Raw genomic sequence first — 17,620 nt, forward strand, 5'->3', positions numbered from 1 at the left:
ACCAATTATTAATTGCGTGATTTCGCGGGCTTCGATGCCATGTTGATCTTTGAATTGACTATATTTCTTAGAAATCCAGTAACCATATGAGCGAATACATGCACAACCAGACCCAAAAATTTCGTTGCCCATGGTGTCTTGGGTTTGAAGATTATATCAGGTATCATGACGAAGAATGGGGGGTTCCGGTGTATAGTGATAGAACCCACTTTGAGTTTTTGATCTTAGAAAGTGCTCAGGCAGGATTAAGTTGGGCCACCATCTTAAAGAAAAGGGCAGGATATGCCAAAGCCTTCAAAGATTTTGATTACCAAAAAGTGGCGCGTTTTACCCCTGAAGAGATTAATAAATTAACGGCTGATCCTAGTATCGTTCGCAATCGAATGAAAATTGAATCCGCTGTGAACAATGCCCAGCGCTTTATAGAAGTTCAAGAGAAATATGGAACCTTTACCGGATTTATGCTGGATTTTGTAGATGGAAAACCCATACAAAATGCTTGGAAAAACATGGGAGAAGTTCCTGCCACTACAGACCTGTCCAATAAAGTGGCCAAAGAGTTGAAGAATTATGGCTTTAAATTTTTAGGAAGTACTACTGTTTACGCACATTTACAAGCCACAGGAATAGTGAATGACCACCTGGTCCATTGTTTCCGACATTTAGAAGTCAAAGCAATGGCAAAGTAGTTCATTCAACCGAATAACAAACCTATTTACACTCTAACTAATGTGTCCTTCCGGTGAAAAATGGAAATTTACCATTGGCCAACAAGGAACCCATTGGCCAATGGTAAAATTATTATTCTGCTCCCATAAGCTTGCTTTTACTCTGAGCTTTGGATTGTTTGATTCGGTAATTCAATGTAAGGTTAATTTGTCTTTTCCTAGGGAATACATCTCCTACTGTTTTGAAACCCGGTCCTTCATAAATGTATCGGCTCCTTCTTGAATTAAATACGTCCAAAACATTAAGAATCAATGTTCCCCTGCCCTTCATAATGTCTTTGCTTGCCGATATGTCCATAAAGGCCATGGCTTTTTGTACTCCTTGGGCCACTTTTCTTCTGCCTTCATAATTTCCCCGAACTTGAAGATCCAGGCCATTGGCAAAGGTAAATCGAGAAGTAAGTCGGGTAAACCAAGAATAAGTGTCGGTAGTATAAGTATCCAATACATTACTTCCATCTATTTTGGCATAGAAAAAGTTAAAATTGGCATCTAACTTCCACCAATCCACAGGGATGTAATCTGTAGTGAATTCAAAACCCATGGATTGCTCACCTAATAAATTTTCCGGGATAGTTGTAGAATTTCCCTCTGCGTCCACACTTCTTATTCTTTCAATTTTATCCTTGGTATCCCTATAGTAAACGGTAGAAAAAATGGATCCTTTGTCCATGTATTTGATATGGCCTATTTCGAAGGCATCTGTATATTCAGGGTTGAGATCCGGATTGCCACTAAAAAAGTTTCTCGCATCAGAAAAAGTCATAAAGGGACTCAAGTCATTATAAACGGGCCTCCTGATTCTTCTACTATAACTCATTTGAAAAGCATCGTCTTGACTGAGGTTATAAGTGAAGTGAGCAGAAGGAAAGAGGTTGGCGTAATCTCTTGGGTTGATTTCATTTGAGTTTACCAGTGTGGTGGTGACATCAGTGTATTCCGCACGGAGCCCTCCTTGGTAAGAGAATTTCTCATGTTTATTGCCCAAAATGGCATAGGCTGCATGAATGTTCTCATCATAAAGGAAGATGTCATCCAAGCCGGGTAGGGCTTCAAATTCACCAGATTCCAGTCTTTGACTTACGATAAAATCATTTTCCATGTTTCTGAAACTACTTCTGAATCCTGTCTCGAAATTCCCCTCCTTGCCAATGGGTTTGGTATAATCCAATTGAAAGAGCCACTGCCTGTCAAACTCATCGTTTACAGATGTTTGGTAAATTGATGCCCCGGCAATGGGAGTTCCAGACGGTGTAAAACCATCCTGGGTGTAAACCTGGTCTGAATTTTCCCAATAATCCAAGTAGGTAATGGCGCCGGTTAACTCATGCCCACTTTGTTCAAAACTACGCTTATATGTAAGGTTAAATTCAGAATTAGGTTCTTTTTCATCCTCATCTTGGGTACGTAGGGTATAACTTTGTAAGGGTCCACCTTCAAGCTCATAATCGTTGTACCTAATATTTGTTAATCTTCTTGAATCACTCCGTCTCCAGAGATAAGACCCTGTCAAAATACTGTTCTCATTGAAGAAGTAATCCAAGCCAGCCCGAATATTGTTGTTGATACCATTGACGGTTCCTGTGGTGGTTTGATGCGAATAAAAGGTGGTGTCTTCATTGCTTACTTCTTGGTTGATGGTGCCTTCTCTTGGCACCTTTCTGTAAGCTACCCCATAGTTGATAAACCAGTTGATCTTTTTGTGGCGGTAATTTAGGTTGGCTGCCAAACCAAAGTTGTCCGGGTTCCCCACGGTGCCTTCAAAGGAAGCATTAAAACCTTGGGTGTTTTCCTTTTTCAATATGATATTGATCACCCCAGCCATACCTTCGGCTTCATAGCGTGCAGAAGGGTTGGTGATGACCTCCACTGTTTCTATCATGCTGGCAGGCAATTGTTGTAGTCCGCTACTTCCTTTAAAGCTAACCAGACCGGATGGTTTGCCATCTACTAAAATTCTTACATTACTTGAGCCCCTTAAGCTAACCCCTCCTTCCGGGTCTACTGATATTGAAGGAAGGTTCATTAAAATATCATTCGCCGTGCGGCCTGCATTGGACAAGTCTTTTCCGACATTGAATATTCTTTTATCCAGGGACAATTCCATTAAGGTTTTTTCTCCTTGAACCACCACTTCATCCAAGCTTTCAGTGTCTGGGGATAGACCAATTTCCCCTAAGTTTAATTTTCTATTTTCTTTATTGATTGTGATTTGGTTTAATTCGGTAGCCTTATAGCCCATAAATTCAACCAATAGATTGAAGGTGCCTTGTGGAAGCCCGATTGAAAAGCTGCCGTCTTCTGTGGTGATACCCCCATTGATTAACTTTTTATTTTCAGTTTCCAGAGAAAAAACACTGATGGTAGCAAACCCTAGTGGGCTGCCCCCATCCTCATCGATCACTTTTCCTTGGATTTCTCCATAATTGGAGGATTGTGAAAAAGCAGGCTGGAAAGCTAAAAATGTTAGCAATAGACTTAATAGGCTAATGTTTTTCATGAGGGATATCTTGGTATAATTAAATAGCGACAAATATAAAAAATCGAGAGGAAGGAAGTTTGTTTTTTTACATGAATGTTCCATCTAATTGATAGACATAGCCTTTGAGTAAGAATGGGAATACCTTTATTCAGATTTCGAGGGCAATTGGGGGGGATTTTATGGCGTTTGGGCAACCATTGTGATTATAATTAGATCAATATTTTTTTTCTTAAGTACATACAAATGTTTCTTGGTATTTTTGTTTTTAAAATTGTATACCTAATTTTATAAGATTTTATTTGGAGGGTTTGGGTTTTATCAATGTTTCATGCCTAATAAATTGTTGACTTCCCTATTTTTCTTTAGAAAATAATTCTTGAACCTTTTTAAATTTTCATCAAAGAGATCCTGAAAAATTTAACATGATTTTTAATTAACATTAAGTTAATTCTCATTTTACACCGAGAGTATACTTTTGACTAGTTTTGCAAATCTTAATTATCCGTAAAAATTAACCCTATGAAAAAACTTTATTATTTGTTAATCATGATATGGTGCAGTACCATATTCAGTGCACAAGCACAAACCGTAATTAAAGGTACGGTTTATGGGGCCGCCGATGAGCTTCCTGTACCAGGGGCAGCTGTGGTACCAAGCGGAAATACAAATCAAGGTACCGTTACAGATATGGACGGTAACTTTTCACTAGAAGTGAGTGATCGTTCAGGTACCCTTACTATATCCTTTATTGGGATGCAGTCTCAAACCCTAGATTATGATGGGAATGCTGAACTGAAAGTCTATTTGGAAGAATCCCTTTTAGACATGGATGAGGTAGTAATGATTGGTTATGGTACTTCTAGAAGAGAAAACCTCACCTCTTCAGTATCCTCAGTGTCCGGGCTTGATAAAATTAATAGCAGACCGGTAACGAATTTGAATGACTTTTTGCAAGGCAGCGTACCCGGTGTTACTGTTTTACAGCAAGGTGGCGATCCTTCCCAAGAAGGTTTGATAGTAATCCGTGGAATTGGATCTCTTTCTGATGAAAGACCATTAACTGTAGTAGACGGAATGCCTTATTATGGTCCTCCTATTAATCCGAATGATATTGAATCAGTGTCTATTTTGAAAGATGCTTCTGCAGCGGCCATTTATGGTGCTCAAGCTGCGTCAGGAGTTATTGTAATCAAAACCAAAGAAGGAGCCTATGGTAAACCTGTGGTTACCTTTGATGTTTATTCAGGTATCCAACAAGCAAGTAATCTTCCCACTCCACTAAATGCTCAACAGCAGGCAGATGTGTACAACTTGGCAGCAGACAATGCAGGAGCAGCGCGTCAGGCAGCACATGATGCCAGCCAAAACCCTTGGGGACAGGTTACGCGCACCAATTGGATGGAAGAGATTTTTAGATCAGCATCCGTTCATAGTGCCAATGTAAATATTAGCGGTGCTAGTGAAACTGCGAATTATATGGGGTCTTTTGGTTACCTAAATAAGGAAGGATTACTTCAAGGTACTGAATTTGAAAGGTATGCATTTAGGTTGAAAACAGATTTTCACCTATCCGATAAGGTTACCATTGGAGAAAATATTTATTTTACCCGATCCAATTCAGTGGGTACAAACTCAAGCAGTTCTTATTCAGGAAGTATCATTAGTGCTTTGTATATGCCATCTGCCGCACCAGTATATGATGAAAACGGTGTTTTCCATGGTGTTGTACCTTACGAATTGTCGCAGTTTGCCGGTACTTACGGAGATGTTTACAATCCTATGGGGCTTCTTTTGAGACCTACTTCCAATAACCCTGTCTCAAACTTGAACTCAAATACTTATTTAAATTATGAAATTATTCCGGGCTTGTCCTTCAGGAGTACTTTTAGCTACAATTTAAATATGACCAATAGCAAACAGTTCAATCCTAGAATTCCTGAACTAGGCAGGACCAATCTTCAGAATTATCTTTATCAAGGAAATTCGAATACACAAAGGTGGATTTGGGACAATCAAGTTTCTTTTCAAAGAAGATTTGGCCTACATGACTTGAACGTTACAGCTGTTTATTCTTCTCAATTTACCAAGAGTGAGTCCTATTTTCAGGAAGGTAGAGGCTTTAGTAGTGAAGAGCCTTTTAACCAATACATGAGCAATGCTGAAGAATTTTTGACCCCAACTACCGGTGTGTATGAAGACGCTTTGACCTCAGCAATTGGTAGGGTAATGTACAATTATGACGATAAATATTTTATCGCAGGTAGTGTTAGAAGAGACGAAACTTCTCGATTGGCCATTCAAAATCAATCAAGCGTATTCCCTGCCGTTTCAGGAGCTTGGAAAATTTCGGGTGAAGATTTCTTCAATGCTCCATCAGTAAATATTTTGAAACTAAGAGCTTCATGGGGCCAAATAGGAAATATTAACTCTGTAGGCTATTACTCTTTTGATGTTCCCCTTGGTACGCAAACAGTTATTTTGGGACAAGATGCATCCCTTGATTACAGGGCAGTATATGCCAATAGACAATCCAATCCGGACCTGAAATGGGAAATTTCAGAATCTACCAATATTGGATTGGATGCAGGCTTATTTAACAATAAAATTGACCTGACTTTGGATTACTTCATAAAAACTACCAAAGGGATGATTCTTCCCGGATTGGAAGATTTGCATCAGGGAACAACTGCAGCTGATGTGAATGGTGGAGAGGTGAGAAATTCAGGTCTTGAATTTTCAGCCGGATACTTTACCCAAGTTGGGGAATTTAATATTGCTGCAAGAGGTAATTTCAGTGTGATCAACAATGAGCTAATTAATCTTGATGGTTACAATAAAAGTAATATAGATTTTATAGCCCACAGTGATGAGGTAAGAAGTACGCTTTATCCTTACAGATCAGAGGTGGGGCAATCATTGTATTCCACATTCTTGGTGCCTTACGAAGGGATCTTCCAAAACCAAGCTGAAATTGATGCCCATGTAAAAGATGGTACATTGATTCAGCCAAATGCCCAGCCGGGAGATTTCAAGTTTACCGATGTGAATGATGACGGTAAAATTACTGACGAAGATAAGGTGTTTATGGAGAGCTACCTACCGGATTTCACCTATGGCTTTAACTTAAGCCTGGATTATAAAAGGTTTGATTTAAGTATGATCTTGCAGGGAGTGGCAGGAGTGAAAGTTTTCAACGGTTACAAATATACAGCATTGAATGCTTCTCAATCAGGTTATAACCTAGACAATAGGGTGCTAGATGCTTGGACTCCTGAAAATACCGATACAGACATACCAAGGTTGTCTACCAAAGATGACAATAGAAACTTCGGTACTGCCTCAAGCTGGTATTTGGAAGAAGCCTCTTATTTGAGAATGAAAAACCTTACCATAGGATATACACTGCCTCAACAATTGTTACAGAAAGTTGGAAAAGACAGTAGCCTTAGGGTTTATTTCTCTACTGAGAATTTATTTACAATCACTAAATATTCGGGCATGGATCCGGAAGTTGGTGGTAAAGGGATGGACGTGGGGCGTTATCCACTGCCTAAAACATTTACAGCAGGTCTTTCTCTTACCCTTTAATACCTAACAGTGAAAAAAATGAAAAACACTTTATATAAGATTTCGACATTAATTGCCCTTAGCCTTGGGGTGATGACAAGCTGCTCAGATGAGTTTACCAATCTGGAGCCCCTGGGAAGTACTTCTTACGAAAACTTCTTCCAAAATGAACAGGATGCCATAACAGCAGCCAATAGCCTTTATTTTTACATGAAAGATGAGGACATGTTTTCCAGAGGGTTTTTCTGGTACATCAATGCCTCAGATGATATGGTTACCGGTAGAATTAATTCTACTGCGGATAATATCAAAAACTTTAACATGACAGGAGATGAAGGATATGCTTACTGGATGTACCCGCAGAGTTACAAAATCATCCGTCGAGCCAATGACATTATTCTAAATGTTCCGGACATGGACCTGACTACAGACCTGAAAAACAGGATTCTTGGAGAAGCTTATTTTATGCGGGCTTTTCATTATTTCTGGATTGCTCATACTTATGGTGATGACGTGAGTGGCGGTGTGCCGATCGTTACGGAAGAAAATATGTTTGATGAGGCAGGTAGCTATTCTCGTCCTGCCAGTGTGGTGGAAAATTATGCGCAAATTGTAGAGGATCTTGAAAAAGCGGCTGATTTATTGCCTCTTTTTACTACTTACAGCCCTGAAGATATGGGACGGGCTCACAAAGATGCCGCCCTGGCCTATATTGCAAAAACCAACCTGTATTGGGCAGAATATGATGCTTCTCGCTATGCAGAGGTGGTTACTTATGTTGATGCAGTTACCAATTCAGGTTCAGGAAGGGCCCTTTATACCACCAACACCCCTGAAGAAGACTTTAGAATGTTGCACAGTCACTTGAACAACTGGGGACCGGAATACATTTGGACAGTAGTTTCAGGTGTTAATGGTGGATCCAAGCTGCCAGGTGTTTCTTTAGAAAATAAAGGCTGGGGAAAATACAATGGCTGGGGATATTATATGCCTACCAATGACCTGTATGAAGAATTTGAAGCAGGGGATTACAGAAGGGAAGTTACCATTTTGAAATTTGGAGATGATTTTAAATTCTTTGGAGAAGAAAGGAAATACCAATCTGAAAATTCACTTTCCGGCTTACAATTCAATAAATACCTGTATGAATACCAGTTTGAAAATCCAATCGGTACTTATATCAATTCCAATGGGAATGATCCCACAACCATTCTGAATGTTCCTTTATTAAGGTACAGTGAGCTATTGCTCATGAAAGCTGAAGCCTTAATCATGCAAGGACAAAATGGTGATGCACCATTAAACATGGTAAGGGCAAGAGCCGGACTTGAGCCAAAGACCGATGCCACCATGGAAGACCTCAAGCATGAGCGAAGGGTAGAATTGGCCGGGGAGTTTGCCAACAGGCACTTTGACTTGGTAAGGTGGGGTGATGCTGAAGAAGCATACAGCAAGCCGCTTTATGGAAGACTTCATACCGATAGGGCTGATCCGAATTCTGACTTTGTAATAGGTGAAATCTGGCCTGCAAGAAATTTTGATGCCGATGTTATGGGTGTTTGGCCAATTCCAACAAGAGTAGTTAGCTCTTCAGGAATTGAGCAAAATAAGGGCTGGTAAATATTTGTCCATAAAAATTAGAAGAGGTGCTGTTGCAAAACAGCACCTTTTTTTATTGCTTTTTTATTTAAAATTAAAAGAAATAAGGGTTGGGAAAGGATATTTTTTGACCATTGATAAATTAGGTTTTTTTTATTTAATAGGAATAAAGTAGATTGGCTTCATTATTATAATTGTATAAATTGTATTTTGACAGTACCATTACTCTATGAACCCAAATATCAACCGTTTTTTTCTCCTGTTTGTACTTGCTATATGTTGGTCATGTAAATCCGGAGACAAACCATTGGAAGAATTAATTCCAATGGATCAAACAAGCCTAAAGACCGGAGAAGATCTTTTTCAAACCAACTGTGGCAGTTGCCATTCCTTCAAGAAAAATGGTATTGGTCCCCATTTGGGTGGGATTACCAAGGAGCAGTCCTTAGAGTGGTTGCGCGCTTTTATCCAAAACCCTGCCGAGATGATTGACAATGGGGACGAAAGGGCCCGTAAAGCTTTTGAGCGATACAAAACCTACATGCCCTCTTTTAAGCATTTAGAGGAAGGTCAAATAGACAATATAATTGCCTTCATGCACCAGCATGAGGCTCCTGAAGAAAAATCAGAAGTTGGATTGGACTCCATAGGAAACCCGATTCCTGAAAAAATTCCCTTGTCAGATTTGGTTGTAAAATTAGAGCTAATCAGTACAATCCCTGCTTCCGCAGAGAAGAAACCATTTACCCGTATTGCCAAAATGGATTACCACCCGGTAAGCAAAGAGATGTACATGATGGATCTAAGAGGTAAAATGTACCTTATGGAAGGGGCAAAAACAAAGTTATACCTCGATATGTCCAAGGAAATGCCCGAGTTTATTAATGAACCGGGCTTGGCTACTGGTTTTGGTAGCTTTGCCTTTCACCCTGAGTTCGGTGAAAATGGCCTATTCTATACCAATCATACCGAAAAACCTCATACAAAGCCTGCAGATTTTGCCTTTGGAGATAGTATCAGAAGCGATCTTCAGTGGGTAGTAACCGAATGGAAAACGGGAAATCCCATGGCTGTACCTTTTCAAGCCCAAAGCAAAAGAGAGCTTTTTAGAATTGATATGGCCTCAGGAATTCATGGGATGCAAGAGATTACTTTTAACCCTTATGCCAAAAAAGGAGACAAGGATTATGGACTTCTGTATATAGGTATTGGAGATGGTGGTTCGGAAGGAAGAGGACATGCCTGGATATCGTATGGCGGCACTCAGGCTTGGGGATCAGTTTTTAGAATAGACCCGCAAGGTAATAACAGCAAAAATGGAAAGTATGGAATACCAACTGACAATCCGTTTGTAGGCAATGATAAGGGCTGGTTACCGGAAATTTATGCGCAAGGATTTAGAAATCCGCACAGAATTTCATGGACCAAATCCGGAGAGATATTAGTTTCAAATATCGGTCAAGGCCAAATAGAATCCCTTTATATGCTTCGTCCGGGCGCTGATTATGGATGGCCTGTCAGGGAGGGGACTTTTAAATTAAAACCTGAAGATGATTCCAATATGGTTTTTCCTTTGCCTGAAAATGAAAAATCTTTTGGCTTTTCTTACCCGGTAGCCATGTATGACCACGATGAAGGCAATGCCATTTCCGGAGGTTATGAATATACAGGTACTGAAGTACCGGGTCTTGAGGGAAAATACCTGTTTGGAGATATTACAAGAGGTAGACTGTTTTATGTCAATATTGCGGACCTTAAAATTGGCAAACAAGCTCCGATTTATGAATGGACAATAGAGTATGAAGGAGTTTCTGTTCCTCTTTCCAAATTATCGGATAGCAGAAGGGTGGATCTTCGATTGGGCAAAGATGCCGATGGAGAAATGTACTTGTTTACCAAAGCTGATGGTAAGGTTTATAAAATGGTCGGTATAAAAAACTAGGATGAAAAAGTTCAGCAGGCGAAAAACACTTTTCACACTTGGAAGTATGGCCGCATTAGGCCCCATTTGGGCGGCAAATGATCGCTTTGTCAAACCAAAAATTCGGATAGGTGCCTGTGATTGGTCCATAGGAAAAGCTTCGGATCCCGCTGCATTTGAATTGGCCAAAGAGATAGGTCTGGATGGAGTACAGGTAAGTTTAGGGAATGTGGCCAATAACATGCACCTTAGGCAAAAAAGTATGCAGGAAACTTACCTAATGACGGCTAAAAAAAACAAAGTGAAAATTGCCGGGCTGGCCATAGGTGAGCTCAATAAAGTGCCTTATAAATCTGCCCCTGAAACGGAAACTTGGGTTTCCGACAGCATAGATGTAGCCAAAGCATTGGGTTGCAGAAATGTCTTGTTGGCATTTTTTTCAGCAGGAGACCTGAGAAATGATCCTGCAGGTAAAGCTGAAGTAATCCGTAGATTAAAGAAAGTTGCCCCCAAGGCAGAAGCAGCCAATGTGGTGCTGGGAATTGAATCTTGGCTTTCTGCAGAAGAACACCTGGAGATTTTAGCAGCAGTGGGATCTTCCCATGTAAAGGTCTATTATGACCTGGCCAATGCTACCAAAATGGGCTATGATATATTTAAAGAAATAGCCCTTTTAGGAGCTGAAAATATCTGTGAAATCCATTTCAAAGAAAATGGGCAATTGCTTGGGCAAGGGAAGGTGAATTTTGAAAAAGTAAAAGTGAGTCTGGATAAAATTGGCTATAAAGGTTGGTACATCATGGAGGGGGCCATTCCTAAGGGGATGGAGGTACTTCCAGCTTATCGAGAAAATCTCAACTTTGTTTCGCAACTTATGAAATCCTAAAAAATGGTAAAGTGGCCTCTCTGTTGTTGTTTTTTATTCTTGGGGTTGTTCGCATGTGATTCCGGTAAACAGCAAGAGACTCAGCCATTGTTATATGTTCCGGAAGGGTTAGAGGTAAGTGTATGGGCCGAAAGTCCCCTATTCTTTAATCCCACCAATATGGATGTGGATGCGAAAGGTAGGGTATGGGTCACTGAAGCAGTTAACTACAGAGATTTCCGGAATGCTGATGGACACAAGGTGCAGGATAAAGGTGACCGTGTAATGATCCTTGAAGATACTGACGGCGATGGCAAAGCAGATGCTTCAAAGGTTTTTGTTCAAGACACCTTGCTAAGAAGCCCTTTGGGTATAGCGGTGCTAGGCAATCAAGTAGTGGTTTCCTGCTCTCCAAATGTTATCATCTATACGGACGAAGATGGGGACGATCTTCCTGATAGCAAAGAGGTTTTTTTAACAGGATTTGGAGGAAAAGACCATGACCATGGCCTACATGCAGGTCAGCTGGGTCCGGATGGGAAGTGGTACTTTATAACAGGGAATGCAGGGCCACATCAGGTAGAAGGAAAAGATGGTTGGACCCTTCGATCGGGAAGTGTTTACAATGAATATACCCCTTACAGTACAGAAAATATTCCCTCACAAATCAGTGATGATGGAGAAATTTACAATGGAGGCTTGGTAATCAAAATCAATCCTGATGGAACAGGTATGGAGGTAGTGTCACATAATTTTAGAAATGCATTTGAAGTGGCCGTAGATTCCTATGGCAATATGTGGCAAAGTGACAACGATGACCAGACTGCCTCCTGTAGGACCACTTGGTTGATGGAAGGCAGTGATGCTGGCTATTTTAGTGAAAAAGGGAATAGAACATGGCAAGCTGATAGAAGACCAGGGCAAACCATAGCCGAGGCGCATTGGCATCAACATGATCCTGGGGTTTTGCCAGTAGGCGATGTGTATGGGGCAGGTTCACCTACTGGGATGGTGAGAATTGAAGGTGACGAGCTTGGAGAGCAATTCAGAGGTCTTTTATTAAGTGCTGATGCCGGAAGAAATATTGTGTTTGGCTATAATCCTGAAGTAATAGGTGCCGGTTACCCTCTAAAAAACAGGACTGCCTTTATTTCCTCAGTAGATCAGGACAATACCGGTTATATTTGGCATCAGGTGGAAGAAGATACCCGAAAATGGTTCCGGCCAAGCGATGTTACAATAGGGACTGACGGTTCGTTGTTCATTGCAGATTGGTATGATCCGATCGTGGGAGGTCATCAAATGAGGGACAAAGTGGGGGAAGGAAAGATTTACCGCGTTGTACCAAAAGACAAAAAATTAACACTTCCAAAGATTGATTATACGACTACAGAAGGTCAATTGGCTGCACTAAAAAATCCAGCGGTTCATGTACGTGCTTTTGCCATGCAGAAGTTAAAAGAACAGGGAGCCGCAGTTTTGCCTGAGCTTCAAAAGATGGTTCAAAATGAGGACAATCCTTTTTTTAGGGCCAGAGCGATCTGGACCCTAGCAGACATGGGAGCAGAAGGAATCCATTTCATTTTGCCTTTATTGGGAGTTGCCAACCAGGAAATCGTTTTGACCACGCTCAGGGCTTTGTCAGCCTATGCTCCGGAGCGATTGCTCGACGAAGCGTTGGGGATTGCAAAAGAAGGCTCGCCCTTGATTAAAAGAGAACTGGCCTTATTGCTAAGGGATGAGGACTGGGATAAAACTTCAGAAATCTATGGAGAAATAATCAAAACATACGATGGAGAAGACCCCTGGTACAGAAATGCCTTGGGGATAGGGATGAAAGCCCATGCGGAAGTCTATTTCTTGGCCAATATCGCTACAATGGATCCGGCAAAATGGTCTCCTCAAATTGCATCTTTGGTATGGGAGTGGCATCCCAAAGCTGCAATCCATGCCCTGAAGGCCAGATTGGGGAATGAGAACTTAGCAATAGAGGAACGAGATCTGGCTTTGGAAACACTGGCTTTTATTTTTGAGAAAGAGGCAGTTGAGGCTGTAAAGAAAGCCGCTGAAATGGAGGGAATACTTAGAGAAAAAGCCCAATGGTGGCTTCAATTCAGGAAATACAATGAGTGGAGCGCTTTTTTGGAAGGTTGGGACGCGCCAATTGTTTTACCTGATGCCCAACCCAATTTATTGGTCCTAAAAGCGCAACTGAATGATAGTTTAACCAATCTGGAGCAAAAGCAGGAGGTTTTCGCTCAATTGACGGAAAGCCCGGAAGGTAGACTTCATTTGGTTCTGATGGCCGCAGAAGGTGCATTTAAAAATTATAATTTAGATTTTTCAGCTGTTAATAAGGATGAAAAAAGACCTTCGGTGCTTAAGTTATTGAGGTATTATTTTGGAGAAGACACAGCAATGGATGAAAAAGAAATTTTATCCCTTGGCAAAGACCCAGTAGCCGGAAAAGTAAAAGCCATTCAGAATTGTGCTGCCTGCCATAAAGTTGCTAATTCCGGCAATGAAATTGGACCGGATTTGAGTCAAATCGGACAGAAAATGGATTACCCAACCTTGGTTAATGCCATTGTTCAACCTGATGCAGCCGTAGGTTTTGGTTCAGAAGCATATTTAATCGGGCTGAAAAATGGAGCTGTACTTTTAGGTTTGCTACAATCTTCAGGACCGGTGGTTACGGTGCTGGATTTCCAAGGGCAGCGACATGTTTTGCCAGCAGAACTGGTGTTAACCAGAAAACAACTTCCCATAAGTCTGATGCCGGGACCTTTGGAAATGCAACTTAAGGCGCAAGATATTGCAGATATTGCTGCTTTCCTGATACAAAGCCATACCAGTAACTGAAAAACCTTGTAGAGTATAGGTTTTTGCTTAATTTTGCGCTTATGGCAAAATCAGAACAAAAGCAGGAAAGTGGTCTGCTAAAAGATATCATTGCCCATGCCAAAGAGTATGGGTTTGTTTACCCTTCATCTGAAATTTATGATGGGCTTCAGGCAGTATATGATTACGGGCCTTATGGGGTGGAATTAAAGAACAATCTTAAAAGATTATGGTGGGAATCCATGACCCGTCTAAATGGTAACATTGTAGGCTTGGATGCAGCTATATTTATGCACCCTACCACTTGGAAAGCTTCCGGTCATGTGGATAGTTTCAATGATCCAATGGTGGACAATAAGGACAGTAAAAAGCGCTATCGGGCAGATGTACTGATAGAAGAAAAAGCTGCCGGTTATGAAAACGAGGGCAATCAGGAGAAAGCGGATAGCCTTTTGGCTACCATGGGGCGTTTATTGGAAGAAGAAGATTTTACTGCCCTTCGCGAATTTTTAATTGAAGAGGATATCAAATGCCCGGTAAGTGGTACAACTAATTGGACAGAAATAAGACAGTTTAACCTAATGTTTTCAACCCAGGTGGGTTCTGTTTCAGAAGATTCAAGCACCATTTATCTGAGGCCTGAGACAGCTCAAGGAATTTTTGTAAATTTCTTGAATGTGCAGAAAACAGCAAGGATGAAAGTTCCTTTTGGGATTGCACAGATAGGTAAGGCCTTCAGGAATGAGATTGTTGCGAGACAGTTCATTTTTAGAATGCGGGAGTTTGAGCAAATGGAAATGCAATTTTTTGTTAGACCTGGTACCGAACTGGAATGGTACAAGCACTGGGCGGATACACGTATGAGCTGGCACAAGGCTTTGGGTATTCCTGAAGAAAAACTAAGAAGACATGACCACGAGAAGCTGGCACATTATGCCAATGCTGCTTTGGATATAGAATACAAATTTCCTTTTGGATTCAAAGAAGTGGAGGGGATTCACTCCCGTACTGATTTTGATTTGAAAGCACACCAGGAGTTCAGCAAAAAGAAGCAACAGTATTTTGATTCGGAGGTGAATAAAAATTACATTCCTTATGTAGTAGAAACCTCTATCGGAGCGGACAGGTTGTTTTTAATGACCCTTTGTAATGCCTTTACCACGGAAGAAGTGGAAGGCAAAACCAGGTCTTACTTGGCTTTGCATCCTGCCTTGGCTCCCGTGAAAGCGGCCATTTTGCCATTGACCAAGAAAGATGGCTTACCTGACAAAGGCAAAGCGATTTTTGATCAATTGAAATATGATTTCAATATCATCTATGAAGAAGCCGGGTCAATAGGAAAGCGCTATACAAGGCAGGACTTGATAGGTACTCCATTTTGTATAGCCGTAGATCACCAGACCTTGGAAGATGATACCGTAACCATCCGTCACAGAGATACCACCGAACAGGAGCGTGTGCCAATTGCTGAGTTGCATGGTAGGCTTGCTGCGGCTTGTAGCTTCAGAAATGTTTTCGAGAAAATATAATTTTCAATTTTCATAGTGCATAAAAAAGACCGGTCCATTAGCCGGTCTTTTTTATTAGTTGTCTCAATCGGATTGGCTGTTTTATAAACAAAACCCATTAACAGGTTCCTGAGCGCAGCCGAAGGAGTAGGTATGATGTACACGTTACCCTATGGCTTCGACTCTGCTCAGCCGCCGTTTAATGTACTTTCCCAAGAATAAAAATAAACGTTGAAAGTTGCACGCAGAGTCGCGGAGTCGCAAAGAAATAATTTAAGACCCTTTGCGTCTTAGCGAGATAAGCAGTATAGCAATTCAACATTATAAAAATTTCCACCAAACTATTGCAGTCATATAAGTTATACGATTCCAATTTCTGGAATTATTTAAGCCACATTTTAGAAAGAAGTGCGGTGGGCATGCCAGAGAACGAGGCAGCGTTTGGCCTTGTGGGGAGAAGTTTTCTTCTGGCTTGACTTTTCTGCGGATAAAAGGTAAGATTACCACACCCCCGCCTCGCTCTACCTATCCAAAAAGGTTTAGAAATGAAGCATTTACCTAAATGACTAGCTTGCTAATTTCATTCTTTTTAACAATAAAACAGACCTTAAGGGTCTGAACAACACTAGCCGTGGGTGGCAACCCACGGAAAGGAAATACCTACCCTATTCCCAACACTGAAGGTGTTGAACATACTATTATGAGGGCTTGTTCAACCCACTCCGAGCTTGGAGTATTGATAATATATTTGTTGTCCACGGGTTTCATCCTTGGTTAATGTGTACACGTTACTCTAAGGCTTCGACTCCGCTTAGCCACCGGCAGTTTAGCAATTCAGCAATAAAATGCCTTTTGCCGCAACTCCCACTTGACAAAGGGGCGTAGAGCCTGTCCCGACAGAGTCGGGAGGGATTATTACGTGAACGTCAGTTCCTAGAAAATCCGATTCTAGCAAAAAATAACTAAAAAATGAACGTATTGTATTAAAAATTTGTAATACCTATACAATAATAAAAGATAAAAATATCCTTTATTATTTAGGTGAGTTTGAGTACCTTAAAAAGGTATTGATAAATAAGTAGAGTTTGAATTTAAAATACAGATAATATGGAAGTTGCATCATTTAGTGAAGCTTTACAATTTGGAGATAAGATCAGTACCAAAGTCATTTTGGAATCTCCATTCTCCAAAGAAATACGCATCCTATTGAAGGAAGGCCAGGTAATGAAAGAACACAAAACCAAGTTCCCGATAGTGGTTCAGGTCCTAGGGGGCGAGATAGACTTTGGGGCTGAAGGAGAGGTACACAATTTCCAAAGTGGAGATATAGTGGCCCTAGAGGGGAATATTCCACATGACCTGACCGCCATAAAAGATAGTGTAGTTCGCTTAAGCCTTTCAAAATCGGACCAGGTAGAACGTGTAGAAAATGTTGTAAAGGAATCAAATAAATAAAGCCTGATGAAACCAATTGAAAACCGCAAAGACATCAATGTGCTGGTAAACGCATTCTATGCAAAAATCAGAAAAGACGAAGTTTTGGGTCCCATTTTCAATGGACACATTGAGGAAGAAAGGTGGCCGGAACACCTAGAGAAGCTCACTGATTTTTGGGAAACCAACCTTTTTGGAGTGATTAAGTTCAAGGGCAACCCTACGCTCAAACATATCAATGTGGACAAAAATTTAAATCATACCGTAGAGCAAAAGCATTTTGGAATTTGGCTGCAGTTATGGTTTGAAACAATAAATGAGCTGTATGAAGGCGAATTGGCTGATAAAGCCAAAGAGTCAGCCAGAAGGATGGCTCATTTCCAATTTATGGCCATTTGGAACAGAAGGCCGGTAGGTGCCAAATAGGGGTGAATCCGAGTTAGAAGACCTACTATCACAAGCTGATTTTTTAGAATTTTTGCGTTAAAAATCCCCCTGAGTCCCCCTTTCTCTTATGGTTTAAGCAAGTGAATGAATGTATTTTTTTTCATAATCTCGGTCTTGGTTTACAACTGCAAAAACTCTAGCAATTAGTTTTGCCCGAATGGCATTGATCACTGACATTTTATGTTTTCCTTCATCGACTTTTCTTTGATAATAGGTACTTAGTTCTCC

General features: G+C 40.8%; 10 protein-coding genes. 9 read left to right on the forward strand and 1 reads right to left on the reverse strand.

All coding sequences use genetic code 11. The features are described from left to right. The first annotated feature begins 86 nt into the window (after positions 1–86). On the forward strand, positions 87–689 hold the full coding sequence (locus Q4534_RS20760; RefSeq protein ID WP_303615071.1) for a DNA-3-methyladenine glycosylase I: 603 nt from the start codon (positions 87–89) through the stop codon (positions 687–689). Positions 690–801: 112 nt separating this feature from the next. On the opposite strand, the gene Q4534_RS20765 is transcribed toward Q4534_RS20760, so the two are convergent. Beyond that, complete coding sequence (locus tag Q4534_RS20765; protein ID WP_303615072.1) at positions 802–3,228, reverse strand: TonB-dependent receptor domain-containing protein; 2,427 nt, start codon at positions 3,226–3,228, stop codon at positions 802–804. Between the two features lie 501 nt (positions 3,229–3,729). Here Q4534_RS20765 and Q4534_RS20770 point away from each other — a divergent pair. From Q4534_RS20770 to Q4534_RS20805, 8 genes are all read left to right on the forward strand, one after another. After that, on the forward strand, positions 3,730–6,798 hold the full coding sequence (locus Q4534_RS20770; RefSeq protein WP_303615073.1) for a TonB-dependent receptor: 3,069 nt from the start codon (positions 3,730–3,732) through the stop codon (positions 6,796–6,798). A gap of 18 nt (positions 6,799–6,816) precedes the next feature. Then, positions 6,817–8,397, forward strand: a complete 1,581-nt coding sequence (locus Q4534_RS20775) for a RagB/SusD family nutrient uptake outer membrane protein (RefSeq protein WP_303615074.1) — start codon at positions 6,817–6,819, stop codon at positions 8,395–8,397. Between the two features lie 208 nt (positions 8,398–8,605). Further along, positions 8,606–10,318: a PQQ-dependent sugar dehydrogenase gene (locus Q4534_RS20780; protein WP_303615075.1), complete on the forward strand. Its 1,713-nt coding sequence runs from the start codon at positions 8,606–8,608 to the stop codon at positions 10,316–10,318. Position 10,319: 1 nt separating this feature from the next. Beyond that, a complete protein-coding gene (locus tag Q4534_RS20785; protein ID WP_303615076.1) occupies positions 10,320–11,183 on the forward strand; it encodes a sugar phosphate isomerase/epimerase in 864 nt (287 codons plus the stop codon). A 3-nt stretch (positions 11,184–11,186) separates the two neighbouring features. Then, entirely contained in the window at positions 11,187–14,024 is a 2,838-nt protein-coding gene (locus Q4534_RS20790; RefSeq protein ID WP_303615077.1) for a PVC-type heme-binding CxxCH protein, read from the forward strand. Positions 14,025–14,065: 41 nt separating this feature from the next. Beyond that, entirely contained in the window at positions 14,066–15,532 is a 1,467-nt protein-coding gene (locus Q4534_RS20795) for a glycine--tRNA ligase (protein ID WP_303615078.1), read from the forward strand. Between the two features lie 1,086 nt (positions 15,533–16,618). Beyond that, positions 16,619–16,966 (forward strand): cupin, encoded by a 348-nt coding sequence (locus Q4534_RS20800; RefSeq protein WP_303615079.1) that lies wholly within the window; start codon positions 16,619–16,621, stop codon positions 16,964–16,966. A 6-nt stretch (positions 16,967–16,972) separates the two neighbouring features. After that, the gene (locus tag Q4534_RS20805) at positions 16,973–17,371 is read left to right on the forward strand and encodes a group III truncated hemoglobin (protein WP_303615080.1); all 399 of its coding nucleotides are present in this window, start codon (positions 16,973–16,975) and stop codon (positions 17,369–17,371) included. Positions 17,372–17,620: the final 249 nt, after the last annotated feature.

Source organism: Cyclobacterium sp. 1_MG-2023, assembly GCF_030546805.1.
Taxonomy (GTDB): domain Bacteria; phylum Bacteroidota; class Bacteroidia; order Cytophagales; family Cyclobacteriaceae; genus Cyclobacterium.

Bases quoted from the DNA above. Each gene is read 5' to 3' on its own strand.
- Q4534_RS20760 (WP_303615071.1), top strand. From the start codon at position 87: ATGAGCGAATACATGCACAACCAGACCCAAAAATTTCGTTGCCCATGG.
- Q4534_RS20765 (WP_303615072.1), bottom strand. From the start codon at position 3,228: ATGAAAAACATTAGCCTATTAAGTCTATTGCTAACATTTTTAGCTTTC.
- Q4534_RS20770 (WP_303615073.1), top strand. From the start codon at position 3,730: ATGAAAAAACTTTATTATTTGTTAATCATGATATGGTGCAGTACCATA.
- Q4534_RS20775 (WP_303615074.1), top strand. From the start codon at position 6,817: ATGAAAAACACTTTATATAAGATTTCGACATTAATTGCCCTTAGCCTT.
- Q4534_RS20780 (WP_303615075.1), top strand. From the start codon at position 8,606: ATGAACCCAAATATCAACCGTTTTTTTCTCCTGTTTGTACTTGCTATA.
- Q4534_RS20785 (WP_303615076.1), top strand. From the start codon at position 10,320: ATGAAAAAGTTCAGCAGGCGAAAAACACTTTTCACACTTGGAAGTATG.
- Q4534_RS20790 (WP_303615077.1), top strand. From the start codon at position 11,187: ATGGTAAAGTGGCCTCTCTGTTGTTGTTTTTTATTCTTGGGGTTGTTC.
- Q4534_RS20795 (WP_303615078.1), top strand. From the start codon at position 14,066: ATGGCAAAATCAGAACAAAAGCAGGAAAGTGGTCTGCTAAAAGATATC.
- Q4534_RS20800 (WP_303615079.1), top strand. From the start codon at position 16,619: ATGGAAGTTGCATCATTTAGTGAAGCTTTACAATTTGGAGATAAGATC.
- Q4534_RS20805 (WP_303615080.1), top strand. From the start codon at position 16,973: ATGAAACCAATTGAAAACCGCAAAGACATCAATGTGCTGGTAAACGCA.